General features: G+C 64.2%; 12 protein-coding genes. 3 read left to right on the top strand and 9 right to left on the bottom strand.

Annotation, left to right across the window (positions count from 1 at the left end; all coding sequences use genetic code 11):
• Positions 1-25: 25 nt before the first annotated feature.
• From mifR to QRN22_RS09735, 5 genes are all read right to left on the bottom strand, one after another.
• Positions 26-1375 (bottom strand): two-component system response regulator MifR, encoded by a 1350-nt coding sequence (mifR, locus tag QRN22_RS09715; RefSeq protein ID WP_042553421.1) that lies wholly within the window; start codon positions 1373-1375, stop codon positions 26-28.
• Complete coding sequence (locus QRN22_RS09720; RefSeq protein ID WP_042553420.1) at positions 1372-3135, bottom strand: sensor histidine kinase; 1764 nt, start codon at positions 3133-3135, stop codon at positions 1372-1374. Before QRN22_RS09720 ends, mifR begins: the two co-directional genes overlap by 4 nt.
• 51 nt (positions 3136-3186) lie before the next feature.
• Positions 3187-3621 (bottom strand): DUF3301 domain-containing protein, encoded by a 435-nt coding sequence (locus QRN22_RS09725; RefSeq protein ID WP_042553419.1) that lies wholly within the window; start codon positions 3619-3621, stop codon positions 3187-3189.
• Positions 3622-4218: 597 nt separating this feature from the next.
• Positions 4219-5913 (bottom strand): YbaL family putative K(+) efflux transporter, encoded by a 1695-nt coding sequence (gene ybaL / locus QRN22_RS09730; protein WP_042553418.1) that lies wholly within the window; start codon positions 5911-5913, stop codon positions 4219-4221.
• A gap of 188 nt (positions 5914-6101) precedes the next feature.
• Positions 6102-6584 (bottom strand): acyl-CoA thioesterase, encoded by a 483-nt coding sequence (locus QRN22_RS09735; RefSeq protein WP_042553417.1) that lies wholly within the window; start codon positions 6582-6584, stop codon positions 6102-6104.
• A gap of 153 nt (positions 6585-6737) precedes the next feature.
• Here QRN22_RS09735 and QRN22_RS09740 point away from each other — a divergent pair, with 153 nt between their 5' ends.
• The gene (locus tag QRN22_RS09740) at positions 6738-7469 is read left to right on the top strand and encodes a tetratricopeptide repeat protein (RefSeq protein WP_042553416.1); all 732 of its coding nucleotides are present in this window, start codon (positions 6738-6740) and stop codon (positions 7467-7469) included.
• Between the two features lie 581 nt (positions 7470-8050).
• Positions 8051-9814 (top strand): cation:proton antiporter, encoded by a 1764-nt coding sequence (locus QRN22_RS09745; protein WP_042553415.1) that lies wholly within the window; start codon positions 8051-8053, stop codon positions 9812-9814.
• A gap of 203 nt (positions 9815-10017) precedes the next feature.
• Here the strand turns inward: QRN22_RS09745 and QRN22_RS09750 are convergent, their stop codons facing one another.
• The 4 genes from QRN22_RS09750 to uvrD all read right to left on the bottom strand — a co-directional run bounded on the left by QRN22_RS09750 (position 10018) and on the right by uvrD (position 15205).
• Positions 10018-10425, bottom strand: a complete 408-nt coding sequence (locus QRN22_RS09750; RefSeq protein ID WP_042553414.1) for an SMI1/KNR4 family protein — start codon at positions 10423-10425, stop codon at positions 10018-10020.
• A 284-nt stretch (positions 10426-10709) separates the two neighbouring features.
• Positions 10710-11567 carry a Tim44 domain-containing protein gene (locus QRN22_RS09755; RefSeq protein WP_042553413.1) on the bottom strand — a complete coding sequence of 286 codons (858 nt, stop codon included), beginning with the start codon at positions 11565-11567 and terminating at the stop codon, positions 10710-10712.
• 225 nt (positions 11568-11792) lie between these two features.
• Positions 11793-12890, bottom strand: a complete 1098-nt coding sequence (locus QRN22_RS09760; protein ID WP_042553412.1) for a TRAP transporter substrate-binding protein — start codon at positions 12888-12890, stop codon at positions 11793-11795.
• Positions 12891-13003: 113 nt separating this feature from the next.
• A complete protein-coding gene (gene uvrD, locus QRN22_RS09765) occupies positions 13004-15205 on the bottom strand; it encodes a DNA helicase II (RefSeq protein ID WP_042553411.1) in 2202 nt (733 codons plus the stop codon).
• Between the two features lie 195 nt (positions 15206-15400).
• Here uvrD and QRN22_RS09770 point away from each other — a divergent pair, with 195 nt between their 5' ends.
• Entirely contained in the window at positions 15401-17092 is a 1692-nt protein-coding gene (locus QRN22_RS09770; RefSeq protein ID WP_042553410.1) for a ShlB/FhaC/HecB family hemolysin secretion/activation protein, read from the top strand.
• The last annotated feature ends 26 nt before the right edge of the window (positions 17093-17118 follow it).

Consider the following 17118-nt stretch of genomic DNA (forward strand, 5'->3'; position numbering starts at 1 on the left):
GGTTGGCGGAATCTTGCCAGGCGGTTCAGCTCGCGCTGGGCGCGTCGCTGTCGAGAAAATCCGTGCGCAGCAGGCCATGGCGCTGCATCTTTTCGTTCAGCGTGCGCCGCGGCAGTTGCAGCAGCTCGGTGACCAGCTTCATGTCGCCGTGGCAGCTGGCCAGGGCCTCGCGCAGGCATTGCGCCTCGAAGTTCTCCATGCGCGCGCTGAGCGAGTTATCCACAGCGGCAGGCGGGTTGCCGGAGCCGGACAGCGCCAGCACGTGACGCTCGGCGGCGTTGACCAGCTCGCGTACGTTGCCCGGCCAGTCATGAGCCAGCAGATGGGCGAGCAGTGCCGGAGTGACTGCCGGCAGCGGGCGCTCGAAGCGCTCGGCGATCTGCCTGGCATGGTGTTCGAACAGCATGGGTACGTCCTCGCGGCGCTCGCGCAATGCCGGTAGCTGCAGCTCGGCGACATTGAGGCGGTACAGCAGATCCTGGCGGAATTGGCCGTCGCGCACGCGCTCATGCAGATCCGGCTTGGTAGCGGTCACCACGCGCAGGTCGAGGGCGATCACCTGATTGGAGCCGAGCCGTTCGAGCTGGCGCTCCTGCAGCACGCGCAGCAGTTTGACCTGCTGGCCCAGGGGCATGCTTTCGATTTCGTCGAGGAACAGGGTGCCGCCGTTGGCGTGTTCGATCTTGCCGATACGCTTGCCCTGGGCGCCGGTGAAGGCACCGCTCTCATGGCCGAACAGCTCGCTCTCGAAGAGGTTCTCCGGGATCGCCGCACAATTGAGCGCGACGAAGGGGCCCTTGGCCCGTGGCCCGAAGTCGTGCAGGCAGCGGGCGACCAGCTCCTTGCCGCTGCCGGTTTCGCCACGCATCAGCACGTTGGCCGGCGTGTGCGCCAGTTCGAGCACCTGACGTCGCAACTGCACCATGGCCGCGGAGAAGCCGAGCAGGCGGCCAGCCAGTTCGTCCTTGTGCTCGACCTGCTGGCGCAACTGGCGGTTTTCCTGGGTCAGGCGACGCTTTTCCAGCGCGCGACGCAGGCTGCCGAGCAGGCGTTCCGGGGTGAAGGGTTTCTCGATGAAATCGTAGGCGCCCAGGCGCATGGCCTCCACGGCCTGGGGCACGTCGCCATGGGCGGACACCAGCAGGAACGGCAGTTCCGCATCGCGCGCCTGCACCTGTTCGAGCAGCGCCATGCCATCCATCCCGGGCATGCGCAGGTCGCTGATCACCACGCCGGGAAAGTCCTCGGGCAGCAGCTCCAGGCACTCACGAGCGCTGGCGCACAGACGCACCTGAAAGCCGGAACGCTCGAGCCATTGGCGCACGGCGTCGCGGATGGGCGCCTCGTCATCGACGAAAATCACGCTGGGTGTCATGCGAACTCCTGTGGGGCGGTGGCAGCGGGCAGGCGTAGGGTGAAGCGCGCGCCGCCCTCGGGGCGGTTGGCGGCCAGCAGGTCGCCGTCCAGTTCACGCACGATGGCGTAGGACACCGCCAGGCCGAGGCCCAGGCCATCGCCCACCGGTTTGGTGGTGAAGAATGGATCGAACAACTGCGGCAAGGCCTCGGCATCGATACCCGCGCCGCTGTCGTCGATATGCAGCGACCAGTGATCGTCCGTGAGCGTCAGTTCGAATGCCAGGCGTGGAGCCGGGCTCTGCTGCATCGCATCGAGGGCGTTGCGGATCAGATTGACCAGCACCTGTTCCAGGCGTATCGCGTCGCCGGCGACCCAGGCCGGCTGCTCCGGCGTGCGCTGGATCTGTACCTCGACGTCGCGCAGGCGTGGCTCCAAGAGTTGCAGGGCTTTGTCGAGCACGGCGCCCAGCTCGAGGGTTTCGCGCAAGCCGCCCGGGCTCTTGCGGGCGTAGGTTTTCAGGTGGCCAGCCAGCGCCGCCATGCGCTGCAGCAATTCTTCGTGGCGGACCAGAGACTGGCGCGCTTCCTCCAGTTCGCCGTCGGCGAGGATCATGCGCAGCGTGCCGAGGTGTACCTGCAGGGCGGTCAGCGGCTGGTTGATCTCGTGGGCGAGGGCGGCGGACATCTGTCCGAGGGCCGCCAGTTTGGCGGCTTGTACCAGGCCATCCTGGGCGGTACGCAACGCTGCCGTGCGCTGCTCGACCAGCGCCTGCAGATCGTCACTGGCCCGTTGCCGGAGGCGCGCGATGCGCCAGCGCTGATGCACCACCAGGCCCAGCAGGAACAGCGCCAGCCATGCACCACCGGCCGCCAGGCTGGCTGTGTGGGTGCTGTCGGCGATGCTGCGGGTGTCGCGCAGCAGGTGCAGCGTCCAGTCTTCGCTTGCCAGGGCGCGGGTTTCCCACAGGTAATCACCGGCCAGTTCGCGGTTGACGATGTGCACCAGGCGACCTTCATCGGCCAGGGATTGGCGCTGCCGGTAGCTCAAGGGCGCCAGGGGTTTCTTGTCGTACTGGCGGGTGGCGGCGAGCTTGTCGCGCACCGCCGCGGAAATGGGCAGCAGCTCGCGATAGCGCCAGGCAGGGCGGTTGGCGATGAAGATAATGCCCTGCCGGTCACTGACCAGCAGCACGTGGGGGCTCTGGCTCCAGGCCTGCTCGATACTGGGAAACTCCAGCTTGACCACCACGGTGCCGAGAAACCGCCCGCTGCCGTCGCGTACCGCGTGGGACAGGAAGTAACCGGGGATGCCGCTGGTCACGCCCACCGCATAGAAGCGCCCGGTGTCGTGCTCGCGCGCTTCGCTGAAATATGGGCGAAAGCTGTAGTCGTGGCCGACGTAGCTGGTCGGCAGGCGCCAGTTGCTGGCGGCGATGCCCAAACCGTCGGCATTCATCACCTGCAGCGTCGAGGAATGGGCGGCGGCGTTGATGCTTTCCAGCTTGAGGTTCAGACGATGCTGCAGCACCGGCGTGAGCTGGCTTTGCAGGGCTTCCTTCAGCTCAGGGTCGAGTGCCAGCACGGCAGGCAGTGCGCGGTAGCGGTCGATCAGCGCCTGCAACGCCCCGGCGTACGCCGCCAATTGCTCCTGGGCCTGTTGCCCGGCTTGCGCGAGGCGATGGCGCTCGGCCTGGCGTTCCGCCAGGTAGGCGGACAGGCACAGGCCCGCCAGCAACAGGGCCGTCAGCAGGGCGATGCGTAGAAAGCGGGAAGACATGAGAACGGATCAGCCGGACCGGGGAGCGACCGACGATAGCACAGCGCCTAATCAGTCCCGCGAAGTGGGGTGGTCGCGGCGCCATTGCTGCAGCTCGATCACCTGGCCAGACTGCCGTGGTGCGGGTGCGGGTGCGGGTGCGGGTGTCGGCGGCAGTGCTGCCGGTGGTTCGCGGAACGGATAGGGATCCAGCTCGATACTGCCCAGGCGCGCGCCGAACATGACGATGCGTCCGCCATGGCGCTGTTCGCCGGTGACCGTGAACTCGAAGCCATAGACCCGGGCGAAGCGGCGGTTGCCACTGCCATCGCGAACGATGCCGAAACGCTGGAAGGCGACGTTGCCATCGAGCAGCTCGATATCCAGCTTGGCGCAGTGCTGCTTGACCAGGGTCAGTGCACGCTCGCGAATGCCGTGGCCATGCCACAGCCAGGCGGCCGCAGCGGCCAGAAGCATCAGGATGAAGAGGTTGCCGAGGGTCAACATGGTGCACGGGCTCGGGACAATGAGCGCTCAGCTTACCCGATCTACCGTGACAGTTGCCGCCCACGAATCGGCGGATTCATCGCGCTGTGCCAATGGCCTCATTTTTCGGTGCAGAGAGCTGCCATTACAAGCACGACCGCATGGACCCCAGAGCCCTGTAGGAACCCGCTTGCGGGCGATGCACTAGCGGCCGTCCTGCAAATGGCGGCACGGCCACCAATCGCCGGCAAGAGCTAGGCGCCCCCGGCTCCTACGCGACCGCGTGGAATTCAGAGCCCTGTAGGAGCCCGCTTGCGGGCGATGCACTAGCGGCCGTCCTGCAAAATGGCGGCACGGCCACCAATCGCCGGCAAGAGCTAGGCGCCCCCGGCTCCTACGCGACCGCATGGATACCAGAGCCCTGTAGGAGCCCGCTTGCGGGCGATGCACTAGCGGCCGTTCTGCAAAATGGCGGCACGGCCACCAATCGCCGGCAAGGACTAGGCGCCCCCCGGCTCCTACGCGACCGCATGGAATTCAGAGCCCTGTAGGAGCCCGCTTGCGGGCGATGCACTAGCCGCCATTCTGCAAATGGCGGCACGGCCACCAATCGCCGACCTACTGTGCGATTGGCGCCGGTGCTTGCAGCCCCAGGCGCTCGAACATCACCCGGGCGATTTCCCGTTCGCCCATCACCACCAGGTCGGCGTTGTGTTCGCGCAGGTAGTCGACTTCATCGTCGAAGTGAGCGCGGGCGATGATGTCCAGCCCGGCATTCGCCTGACGGCCATGCAGAGCGATCTGCCCGGCCTCCAGGCTGTTGGGGATGGCGATCATCAGCCAGCGCGCCTGGGCGACGTTGGCCAGTTCCAGCACGTGGGTGCTCGCGGCGTTACCGAGCACCACGCTGAAGCCTTCTTCACGCAGTTCCTGGGCGCGGGTTCGGTTGTCGTCGATGATCACCAACGGCACGCCCTCGCCACGCAGGCGCTTGCTGATGCGGCTGCCTACCCGGCCATGACCGATGAGAATGGCGTGGCCGACTTCGCTGATCGGGTGCAGGTCGTTGTCTTCGCTGTCCGCGGCGCTGACCTGATCGGCTGGCGTGGTGTGCTCGCGGCGATCCAGCCATGGCTGCAGGCGGTCGATCAGCAGGAACAGCAGCGGGTTGCAGAGGATCGACAGGATCGCGCCGGCCAGCACCAGATCGCGGCCCGCTTCCGGCACCAGATTCAGGCCGATGCCCAGGCCGATCAGGATGAACGAGAACTCACCGATCTGCGCCAGGCTCACCGAGATGGTCAGCGCCGTGCTCAGCGGTTTGCGGAACGCCAGCACGATGAGCATCGCCGCCAGGGATTTGCCGAGCACGATGACCAGGAAGGTGCCCAGGACCAGCAGTGGCTGCTCGAGCAGGATCGCCGGATTGAACAGCATGCCCACCGACACGAAGAACAGCACGGCAAAGGCGTCGCGCAGCGGCAGCGAATCTTCGGCTGCCTTGTGGCTGTACTCCGACTCGTTGAGGATCATCCCGGCGAAGAAGGCGCCAAGGGCGAAGGACACCCCGAACAGCTGCGCCGAGCCGTAGGCGATGCCCATGGCGATGGCCAGCACGGCCAGGGTGAACAACTCCCGCGAACCGGTACCGGCGCTGCGCTCCAGCAGCCAGGGAATGACCCGGCGCCCGACCACGACCATCAGCGCGACGAAGGCGGTGACCTTGCCGAGGGTGATCAGCAACTGCATGCCGATGCTGCTGGATCCGTCGCCCTGGGGAATGCCGCCGAGCACACCGGACAGTGCCGGCAGCAGTACCAGGGCCAGGACCATCACCAGATCTTCGACGATCAGCCAGCCCACGGCGATCTTGCCGCGGCGGGTATCGATCAGTTGGCGTTCTTCGAGCGCGCGCAGCAGCACCACGGTACTGGCCACCGACAGCGCCAGGCCGAACACCAGGCCGGCGCCCCAGCCCCAGCCCATCGCCCAGGACAGGCCCATGCCCATTGCCGTGGCCACGGCGATCTGTACCACGGCTCCAGGAATGGCGATGTGTTTGACCGACATCAGGTCTTTCAGAGAGAAGTGCAGGCCCACGCCGAACATCAGCAGGATGACGCCGATCTCGGAGATTTCGTGGGACAGCTCCTTGTCGGCAACGAAGCCGGGTGTGAAAGGGCCGACGATTACGCCAGCGAGCAGATAGCCTACCAGTGGCGACAGGCGCAGGCGGTTGGCCAGGCTGCCGAACAGGTAGGCCAGCACGAAGCCGGCGGCGATTGTCGCAATCAGAGGTGTGTGGTGAGGCATGCGTTCTCCCTATGAACAGAAGGGCCCGGCATGCCTGCACTGCAGGGGGATACAGCGCAGAACAGCGTAGCGGCCGAGGTCGGATTGCCCGACCGTAAAGACCGATAGTTTATATTAAAATATTGTTTATAACTAAAAGGTCTTTATACAAAATGTGTCTCTTTCCCCTCGCAGTGCTGTAGACCGCGTCATCCCTCGCCTTTGAGCGCTCGGTAGCGATTTTCCAGCTCCTGGCGGATCTCGCGGCGCTGGTGGCCCTGTTCGAAACGGCGCTGTTCCTCCGAGGTCTGCGGTTGACGGGGCGGTACTTCGGTGGATTTGCCGTTTTCGTCGACCGCCACCATGGTGAAGAAGCAACTATTGGTATGACGCACCGAGCGCTCGCGGATGTTTTCGGTGACCACCTTGATACCGACTTCCATGGAGGTGCGGCCGGTGTAGTTGACCGAGGCCAGAAAGGTCACCAGCTCGCCGACGTGCACCGGTTCGCGAAAGGTCACCTGGTCCACCGACAGGGTCACCACGTAGCGACCGGCATAGCGGCTGGCGCAGGCATAGGCCACTTCGTCGAGGTACTTGAGCAGTGTGCCGCCGTGTACATTGCCGGAAAAGTTGGCCATGTCCGGGGTCATCAGAACGGTCATCGTCAGTTGGGCGTTTCCGGGTTCCATAGTGTCTGGCTCATCAGGTTGAAAGGGCGCGATTGTCCGCGATGCGTCAGGCGCTGGGTGGTCGATTGTGTCTATGTACTCGATTGCTGCAACGTATGTAAGGGCAATTCACTCTCAGAGCCATGGCCACTCATCCATCAACAAGGAAGACACATGACGCGCACTCTTCTTTACTTTGCCCTGCTGCCACTGTTCTCCGTCGCGGCCCATGCCGCGCCACAGCCCTGTGACAGCGTCAGCCTGTGCAACTCGGCCGGTACCGCAGCCTATCAGGCCGGACGTTACGATGAGGCTGCAGACGCCTTCGAGCGCCAATTGCGACGCGCCGAACAGGCTGACGACGCGGCCGCCCGCGAGCTGGCGCTGAACAATCTGGTCGTGACCAGTCTGCGCCTCCAGCAGCCGGGCCAGGCAAGGGCCTGGTTGAACCTGGCACTGGACGACGGCATGCAGGGCACGGCCACTCGCCACAACCTGCGTTCGGTGTCCGCCGCGCTGAACTACCAGGCCCTCGGCGCCAGCCTGGAGGGGCGCTATCTGCGCTATGCCGGAGCAGCGGTGTGGAGCAGCCTGGACATCACCCGCCAGCCGGACGGCAGCTACCGTGCATCCTTCTCCCCGCTGCGTGCCGGCGGCAAGGTCGAAGAGTACGGCCCTGCTGCCATCGGTAATCTGCAGGGCGCGTTGCAAGGCGAGAAAGCCTATTTCCTGCTGACCGCAGCCGACCTGCCCAGAGGCTGCGCCGTGGAGCTGTTTCACGAAGGGCTGGATATGCGCGTGCTGGAAGTCTTCGACCCGCAATGCCAGCAATACGGCGGCGCGGGCATCAGTGTGGCGGGTGACTATCTGAAGGTGAGCGCCGAGCCGCAGCAGCAGGAACGCTGATCGGCAACTGCGCAGAATGGTGCCCTGGGTATCGCGGCGCTCGGCCCAGGCTACCGGAGAAGGCTCGCCGCATTCCCTGTACGCCGCGGAGCTGTGCTGGTTGACCCTGCCACCATCACCAGCAAGCTGGCTGCCGCGCGTCATGCCGATCAGTGAAAGGTTTGGTTCATGAAGTGGGCGCGGCATCGCACCGAGGCCGACGCTCCCAGAGAGCTCATGGCTTGCCCCCTCAACTGGCGGCAGATTCCGAGCGGTGGCTGACGGTCCTGTGCAGTCGCTCCAGGGGCGCGTGGGGGCGTGCTCGATGCCAGTGAATCGCTCCGGCCGATGCAGGGGCGGTGACCTGGAAACGGCGTCGGGCGTCTTTCTGCAGTACCAGCGGGACCGCATGTGCCGTGCGCTTTGTGGCAAATGTTTCTGAATATTGCCACGTCGCGGCGGGTACGGCTCGGATGTTAACCTGCGGTCAAAGTCGCCCAGCAACGGGCCAATGACCCCCATTCTTCAGCAGGCTCACGTGAGCTATCGAGCAGCCGCCCGAGCTCGCTTGTGCCTGCCCCAAAACAAGGAGCAGTTTCCTCATGCATGCCATCAGCTTCATCCAGGATCTAGCGGTGATCATGCTGGTGGCCGGCGTGGTCACCGTACTGTTCCACCGCTTCAAGCAGCCGGTGGTGCTCGGTTACATCCTCGCCGGCTTCCTGATCGGCCCGCATACGCCGCCGTTCGGCCTGATCCACGATGAAGAGACCATTCGCACCCTCGCCGAACTGGGGGTGATATTCCTGATGTTCTGCCTGGGGCTGGAGTTCAGCCTGCGCAAGTTGTTCAACGTCGGCGCCACAGCCTTCATCGCGGCGTTCCTGGAAATCATCCTGATGATCTGGATCGGTTTCGAGATCGGCCGCTATTTCGGCTGGAGCACCATGGATTCGCTGTTCCTCGGCGCGATCCTGGCGATTTCTTCGACGACCATCATCATCAAGGCGCTCGGCGACCTGAAGATGAAGAACGAGCGCTTCGCACAATTGATCTTCGGCGTGCTGATCGTCGAGGACATCCTCGGTATCGGCATCATCGCGCTACTGTCCGGTATCGCCCTGAGCGGTAGCGTGGAAACCGGCGAGGTGTTCGCCACCGTCGGCAAGCTGTCGCTGTTCATGATCGTCGCCTTGGTCATCGGTATCATTCTGGTGCCGCGCATCCTCGCTTACGTGGCCAAGTTCGAAAGCAACGAGATGCTGTTGGTGGCAGTGCTGGGCATGTGTTTCGGTTTCTGCCTGCTGGTGGTCAAGCTCGAATACAGCATGGTGCTGGGCGCCTTCCTGATCGGCGCGATCATGGCCGAGTCGCGTCAGCTGGTACAGATCGAGCGCCTGGTCGAACCGGTGCGCGACATGTTCAGCGCGATCTTCTTCGTTGCCATTGGCCTGCTGCTCGACCCCAATGTGCTGGTCGAATACGCCTGGCCGATCGCGGTGATCACCGTGGCCGTGATCGTCGGCAAGGTGGTCTCGTGCAGCGTGGGCTCCTTCATTGCCGGCAACGACGGGCGTACCTCCTTGCGCGTAGGTATGGGCCTGTCGCAGATCGGTGAGTTCTCTTTCATCATCGCCACCCTGGGCATGACCCTGCAGGTGACCAGCGACTTCCTCTACCCGGTAGCGGTGGCGGTATCGGTGATCACCACCCTGACCACGCCGTACCTGATCCGCTCGGCCGATCCCCTGGCGGTAAGCCTGGGCAAGGTCATGCCGCAGCGCGTATCGCGGGTGTTCTCGCTGTATGGCGAGTGGCTGCGCAGCATCCAGCCGCAAGGCCAGGGCGCGATCCTGGCGGGGATGATCCGCAAGATCGTCCTGCAGGTGCTGGTCAACCTGGCGTTCGTGGTGGCGATCTTCCTCGGCATCGCCTTCTTCGCCACGCAGATCGGCGCCTGGCTGGCCCAGTGGCTCGATCAGGAGAACCTGCGCAAGGCGGTGATCTGGGGCGCGGCGCTGATCCTGTCGCTGCCGTGCCTGATCGCGGCGTACCGCAAGATCAAGGCGCTCTCCATGCTGCTCGCCGAGATGGGCGTGCGCCAGGAGAAGGCCGGTCGTCATACGGCACGGGTGCGCAAGGTGATTTCCGAGGTGATTCCGCTGCTCTCGCTGGTCGGCATCATGGTGCTGCTGACCGCGCTGTCGTCGAGCATCCTGCCGTCCAACGACATGCTGCTGCTGGTCGGTGTCGTCGCCGCCGGTGTGGTGGCCGTGCTGTGGCGCTGGTTCATCCGCGTGCACACGCGCCTGCAGATCGCCCTGTTCGAAACGCTCGACAAGCCCGAGACCCCCGGGCATCACTGAGGCAGCGACAAGCTTCAAGCCACAAGCTGCAAGAAAAAGCCCCGTACTCGTGAAAGCGAGCACGGGGCTTTGCGTTTGCGTTGCTACAGCAGGTCACCGGGTGAGGCGAAGTGCTGGCGGTCTCTTGCGTATCGCTGCGCTCGATGCCAGGTTGCCCAGGCTGGGTCGGCGCCGAATGCTCGTCTGGCAGCTTGCAGCGGCTGTCATTCCTCCAGCCAGACTTCACGTACCCAATGCCATACCGAGTCCCAGCTGTCGTCGGTAAGGTCTTCTTCTTCGCCGTCCCACAGCAGCACGGTGCCGTCCTGTTCGACGCAGTAGTAATTGCCGTTGTCTTCGCAGATCGGCACCAGCTCACGGGAGACCCCCAGTGACCAGGCGACCGAGGCCACTTCCGGCAGGTAGGTGTGCGACTGCGGGTCGGTGACAGTGACCGGCTCCAGGCGACCGTAGACCACGTCGCTGACCTTGAGCAGGAATTCGCGCAGCTCGAATGGCAGGTTGATGAGGATCTGTTCCTCGATCTCCACCAGCAGTTCTTCTTCCGGCAGCTCCAGAGGTACCGGCACCGGTTCGTTCAGTTCACGCAGTTGTTCGATGACTTCTTCCACGGGCGGCTCCAGTAGAGGTCGGCGATTCTCGGGATTTGGAAAGCACGCAACGCACGAGCGCTCGAACGGCTGTCGTCGGTTGGATGCTTCTGCAATAGCGCAGCTTTTTACGCTGAATGGAAAATAGTCACAAGTCGCAAAAAGGCAAAACGCCATGTCGGTCGGAATGTGGCAATTGCATGGGCCTCGCTGCCACTGACCGGGCGACGCCGCACAGGTTCCAAAGTCCGGGGGCGAAAAACACAAAACCCGGGCAAGCCCGGGTTTTGTCGTCACGCGTGGGATCAGCCGTTCTGGCGGATACCGGCCACCAGCCAAGGCTGGTTGTCGCCAGTCGCGCGCTCGAGGCGCCAGCTTTCGCTGAAGACTTCGCCCTGGTCGAAGCGCGAGGTCTTCGATACACCGCTGAAGGTCAGGGTGGCGATGGTCTTGTCGGCGTGGTCGTCGACACCGTCCAGCTGCACGTCGAGGTTGTCGATGTAGGTGGACTGGAAGCCATCACCCAGATCGGCGCGCTCGCGTTTGAGGAACTCCAGCAGTTGCGGGGTCACGAACTCGGCGATCTTGTCCATCTCGTTCGCGTCCCAGTGCTGTTGCAGGCTCAGGAAGTGCTCGCGCCCAGCATTGATGAAGCTCTGCTCGTTGAACCAGGCAGGTGCGTTGATCACCGGCTTGATCGCAGCAGCGCTGCTGCCACCGAAGATCGACGGCTGAGCCGGCTGCGGCTGGCCATGCGCTTCACGCTGGAAGGGAGCGCCACCGGCAGCCGCTACATTCGGCTGCTGCTTCTGGCGACGAGCGGCCAGGAAGCGGAACAGCAGGAAGGCGATCAGGCCGAAGATCAGCATGTCCATGATCTGCAGGCCTTCGAAGCCGTCACCCATGAACATCGAAGCCAGCAGGCCACCGGCGGCCAGGCCAGCCAGCGGGCCGAGCCAGCGCGAAGCACCGCTGGCGGCAGCCGGAGTACGGCCAGGCGCAGCTGCGTTGGCGTTGGGCTGGGATGGAGGTGTGGCTTGGCGAGTCTGGTGGCTCGGCGCGGAGCCGAAGGATTTGCCGCCGCCCATACGCTTGGCGTCGGCAGTCAAGCTAAAGGACAGGCCCAGACAGACTACCAGGGCAATACTGAGGAAACGCTGCATTATCGGTTTTCTCTTGGTTATTGAAACACTGACGAGCATCTTGCCCGTGGCTGGTCGGCATGACCAGCAACAGAATGTTTCGAGCTTTTGCCCAGCGCAGCGACTGGCGCTGCAAGGGTGGACGTAAAACGGAACCCGCAGGTTCCGTTTCATTCACGGTATCGCGTATCAGCGCCGCTCATCGACGCCTTGCAAGCCAGCCCGCGTTGGGGCCAGCTAGCTGCCTCAACGCCAGTTGTAGAGCTCCTGCTCGGTCACGGCGCCCATCGGCGTGGCTTCGTCCTGGAAGGTCTTCATGGATTTCCAGATGCGGCCGTTGAGGTCGTTCTGGCCTGCCAGGTCTTCGAGCACGGTCTGCGACTCACGCTTCATCGCCGCCAGTACTTCATCGGGGAAGCGCTTGATCGCCACGCCCTGTTCCTTCAACTGAGCCAGCGATTTGGCGTTGTGGAAGACGTAGTCGTCCATCATGTCCAGCGTCGCGGCGCGGGCGGCTTCGACCACGATGGCCTGCAGGTCGGCAGGCAGGCTGTCGAAGGCCTTCTGGTTGACCATGGACTCGACCACGGCCTGCGGTTCCTGCCAGCCCGGGAAGTAGTAGTACTTGGCTGCCTTGTGCAGACCGAAGGCCAGGTCGTTGTAGGGGCTGACCCAGTCGGTAGCATCGATCACGTGGGTTTGCAGGGCGGTGAAGATCTCGCCGCCGGGCAGGTTGACGGTGATCGCGCCGAGTTTGGTCCAGACTTCGCCACCCAGGCCCGGCATGCGGATCTTCAGGCCCTTGATGTCGTCCAGGGAGTTGATTTCCTTGTTGTACCAGCCGCCCATCTGCATGGTGGTGTTACCCGCCGACAGCGGTTTCACGCCATAGGGTGCGTAGGTCTCGTCCCACAGGGCCTGACCGCCGCCCTTGCTCAGCCAGGCATTCATTTCCAGGGTCGACAGGCCGAACGGCACCGAGGAGAAGAACTGCGCCGCCGGAACCTTGCCTTTCCAGTAGTACGGCGTGCCGTGGCCCATTTCGGCGGTGCCGCGGGACACTGCATCGAACACTTCCAGGGCCGGCACCAGCTCACCGGCGGCGTACACCTTGACGGTCAGGCGCCCGGCGCTCATGGCATTGATGCGTTCGGCCAGACGCTCGGCGCCAGTACCCAGGCCCGGGTAGTTCTTCGGCCAGGAGGTGACCATCTTCCAGTGGAAGGTCTCGGCTTTCGCGGCGGCAGCGCTTTGCCCGGCCGCTGGGGTGTCTTCCTTGCAGCCGGCCAGGCCGATGGCAGCGAGCAGCGCCACAGCGGCGCCGAACAGGTTACGGCGGTTCATCGTGTTCTCCCTTGAGGTGTCGAGCAGCGTGCCCAGATTGCTTTTATTATCGGGCGCCGGCCGTTACGGCCAGCACGCCTTGTCTTGCTGCACAGCCCGCTTGTCGCCGGCTCTTACAACGCTTCCAGCTTGGCGTAGGCCAGCATCAGCCACTTGGTGCCTTCGCTTTCGAAGTTCACCTGCACCCGTGCCTGGGGCCCCGAACCCTCGAAGTTGAGGATGGTGCCTTCGCCGAACAGCGAATGTTGCACGTGCTGGCCAAGGCTGAACGGCGTGTCCGGTACCGAACTGCCGGCGAACAGGCTGCTGCCGCTCATGCTGCGGCTGCCGCTGCCGTAGGGGCGGCTGACGCTGTTCGACAGACGCACTTCCTGCAGCAACTGCGCAGGCACCTCGCGCACGAAGCGCGACACTTTGTTGTAGGTCTCGTTGCCGTACAGGCGGCGGGTTTCCGCGTAGCTGATCACCAGATTGTGCATGGCCCGGGTGATGCCGACATAGGCCAGGCGGCGCTCCTCTTCGAGACGGCCGGGTTCTTCCAGGCTCATCTTGTGGGGGAACAGGCCTTCTTCCATGCCAACCAGGAATACCCGTGGGAACTCCAGGCCCTTGGCGCTGTGCAGGGTCATCAGCTGGATGCTGTCTTCGTTCTCGGCGGCCTGGGTATCGCCGGCTTCCAGCGAGGCGTGGCCGAGGAAGGCGGCCAGCGGTGTCTGCTCCTCGTCACCTTCCTCACCCTCGTAGGAGTCGAAGGCGCGAGCGGCGGAGACCAGTTCCTCGAGGTTTTCCACCCGAGCCTGGGCCTTCTCACCCTTCTCGTCGCGGTGATAGGCCAGCAGGCCGGACTGCTCGATGACCAGCTGCGCCATGCTGTGCAGCTGCATGCCCTCGACCTTCAGGGCCAGGGTATCGACCAGTTCGACGAAGGCATTCAGGGCACTGGCGGCGCGCCCGCCGATGACCTTGGTACCCACCGCCTCGTGCAGTGCGGCCCACATCGACAGCTCGTTGGCCCGTGCGAACTGGCGCAGGGTTTCCACCGTCTTCTCGCCAATGCCACGGGCCGGTACGTTGATCACCCGCTCCAGTGCCGCGTCGTTGCCGCGCTGGTGGATCAGGCGCAGATAGGCCATGGCGTTCTTGATTTCGGCGCGTTCGAAGAAGCGCTGACCACCGTAGATGCGGTAGGGAATCTTCTCGCGCAGCAGGGCCTCTTCCAGCACCCGCGACTGGGCGTTGGAGCGATAGAGAATGGCGATCTCGCTGCGCTTGAGGCCTTCCTTGCGCAAGGCATCCTCGATGGTTTCGACCACGTAGCGGGCTTCATCGTGCTCGTTGAAGGCGGCGTACAGGCTGATCAGTTCACCGTCGCCGACATCGGTGCGCAACTCCTTGCCCAGGCGCCCCTGATTGTTGGCGATCAGCGCGTTGGCGGCATTGAGGATGTTCGCCGTGGAGCGGTAGTTTTGCTCCAGGCGGATGATCTCGGCACCGGCGAAATCGCTGTCGAACTGCTGGATGTTCTCGATCTTCGCGCCACGCCAGCCATAGATCGACTGGTCGTCGTCACCCACCACCATGAGGCTTTCGCCGCCCATGGCGAGGATACGCAGCCAGGCGTACTGCACGGCGTTGGTGTCCTGGAACTCGTCCACCAGAATGTGCCGGAAACGGCGCTGGTAATGCTCCAGCAGGCCCGCATTGTTGCGCCACAGATCCAGGGCGCGCAGCAGCAGCTCGGCGAAATCGATGACCCCGGCGCGGGCGCAGGCTGCTTCATAGGCCTCGTAGATGCCGCGCATGGTCGCCAGGAACAGATCGCCGCTGGCCTGGATGCCCTGCGGGCGAATGCCTTCGTCCTTCTGCCCGTTGATGAACCACTGCGCCTGTTTCGGCGGCCAGCGCTGCTCATCCAGGCCCAATTCGCGGATCACCCGTTTGACCAGGCGTTGCTGGTCGTCGGAGTCGAGAATCTGGAAGTTCTCGGCCAGCCCGGCCTCACGCCAGTGGGCACGCAGCAGGCGATGCGCGAGACCGTGGAAGGTCCCCACCCACATGCCGGCCGGGCTCTGCCCAAGCACTTCTTCGATGCGATTACGCATCTCGGCGGCGGCCTTGTTGGTGAAGGTCACCGACAGGATGCTGTGGGGCGAGACGTCCAGCCGCTGGATCAGGAACGCGATGCGATGCACCAGCACGCGCGTCTTGCCTGAGCCGGCACCGGCCAGCACCAACTGATGGCCAGGCGGTGTGGTGACCGCATGGTGCTGGGCTGGATTGAGGGATGTGAGTCGCTGATCGAGGTCATTTTGCATCGCGGCATTCTAGGGGGGTAGGCACGTCATCACAAGCGCTCTTGGCCGGATGGGGCGCGGCTTTCAGCCATTGCGTCTGGGTGAGCCCGGCAACACTTTGGCATAACCGTTCAGCAGTTTTTTCAGCCGACGGGGAACCCGGCGGGGCTCAGGCCGTCGTAGCGATCAATCGATTTTCGCTACAGGTAGGGATGCATGGCGGTGCGCAAGGGAGTTGTATGGGTAGGCTTTTGTCTGGGGTTCTTTCCTCTTCTTGCGGGTGCTCAGACGCCGGGTGATCAGGACCTGATCCGCGATCGTCAGGAGCGCTTGTTGCAGCAGCAGCAACAGCGCCTGCAGGAGCTGCAACAGCTGCCAGGTCGCGAGGCGCCAGCCCCCGCCGAGCCGGCACCTGGCGATGAACGCTGCTTCGCCATCGAACAGATCGAGATCAGCGGCGCCAGCCTCCTGTCCGAGGCCGACCGCGCGGCGATCCTCGCGCCCTTTGCCGATACCTGCCTGGGCGTCAGCCAGCTCAACGGTCTGCTCAAGGCCATCACCAGTCACTACATCGACCGTGGCTACGTCACGACGCGTGCTTACCTGCCGCAGCAGGATCTGTCCGCCCGCACCCTGACGATCACCGTCGTCGAAGGTCGCCTCGAAGGGCTGGACAGCTCGGCCCTGGCCAGTGATCGCGAATTGGCCATGAGTTTCCCGGGTGAGGCTGGCGAGGTGCTCGACCTGCGCGAGCTCGAACAACTGGTCGAAAACCTCAACCGCCTGCCTTCACGTTTCGCCAAACTGGAGCTGGTGCCAGGCCAGCAGGTCGGTGGCAGCCGCGTGCAGTTGCAGGGCGAACGCCGTAAGCCGTGGCGCGCCAGCCTGTCCCGCCACAATGATGGCCAGCTCAGCACCGGCGAGCAGCAGTGGGGCATCGGCCTGGACTGGGACAGCCCCCTCGGCCTGGCCGACCAGTTGAGCCTGCGCGCGTCGCGCGATGCGGTCAGCGACAGTTACCGGCACTCCCACAGCCAGAGCCTGAACTACAGCGTGCCCTACGGCTGGTGGACGTTCAGCTACAACTACGGGCAGTCCTACTACCGCACCACCGCCGACCTCAACGGGTTCGCCGTGAAAACCGATGGCGACTACCAGAACCATGGGCTGCGTGCCGAGCGTGTGCTGCACCGCGACAGTGTCAGCAAGACCGCCTTCAGCACCGGCCTGAGCCACGTGCGTAGCAACAACTTCCTTCTCGACAATCGGCTCGACCTGTCCAGCCATCGCCTCAGTGAATGGCAGCTGGGCTTCAACCATGGGCGGCGCATCGGCACGGGCTTCGTCAACCTCGACGCCGGTTGGCAGCGCGGCATTGGCGCCTTCGATGCCCAGAGCAATGGCAACCCGCAAGGTGACCAGGGCGTTGCCCGCTACAACAAGTACACCCTGACCCTGAGCTATCTGCAGCCTTTCAATCTCTGGGGGGAACGCTTCAGCTTCGACAGCCTGGCCACCGGGCAAAAGAGCGAAGACGAACTGTTCAGCCCCGCACGCATCAGCATCGGCGGCCTGAACTCGGTACGTGCGTTCAAGGATCAATCACTGTCCGGCAACAGCGGCGGCTACTGGCGCAACCAGTTGCGCTGGACCCGCCCGGTCACCTGGGAGCCGCTGCAGCCCTTCGTGCAGCAGTACGGCGCCGCGCTGGCCTATGACGTCGGCGTGATCAGCCACGACAGCCACAACAGCGGTGCCAGCGGGCGAATGAGCGGCCATGCCCTGGAACTCAGCGCCCGTGGCGAGCACCTGGCCGCGTCGGTGACCTTCGCACATTCCCTGGAGCGCCCCGATGCCTTCACCGAGGGTGAACGGCCGGTGTATTTCCGCCTGGATGTCTTTTTCTGATTTCAACGCGTAATGGAGTTATCCAC

The organism is Pseudomonas sp. MEJ086 (assembly GCF_030209025.1).
Lineage (GTDB): Bacteria > Pseudomonadota > Gammaproteobacteria > Pseudomonadales > Pseudomonadaceae > Aquipseudomonas > Aquipseudomonas fulva_A.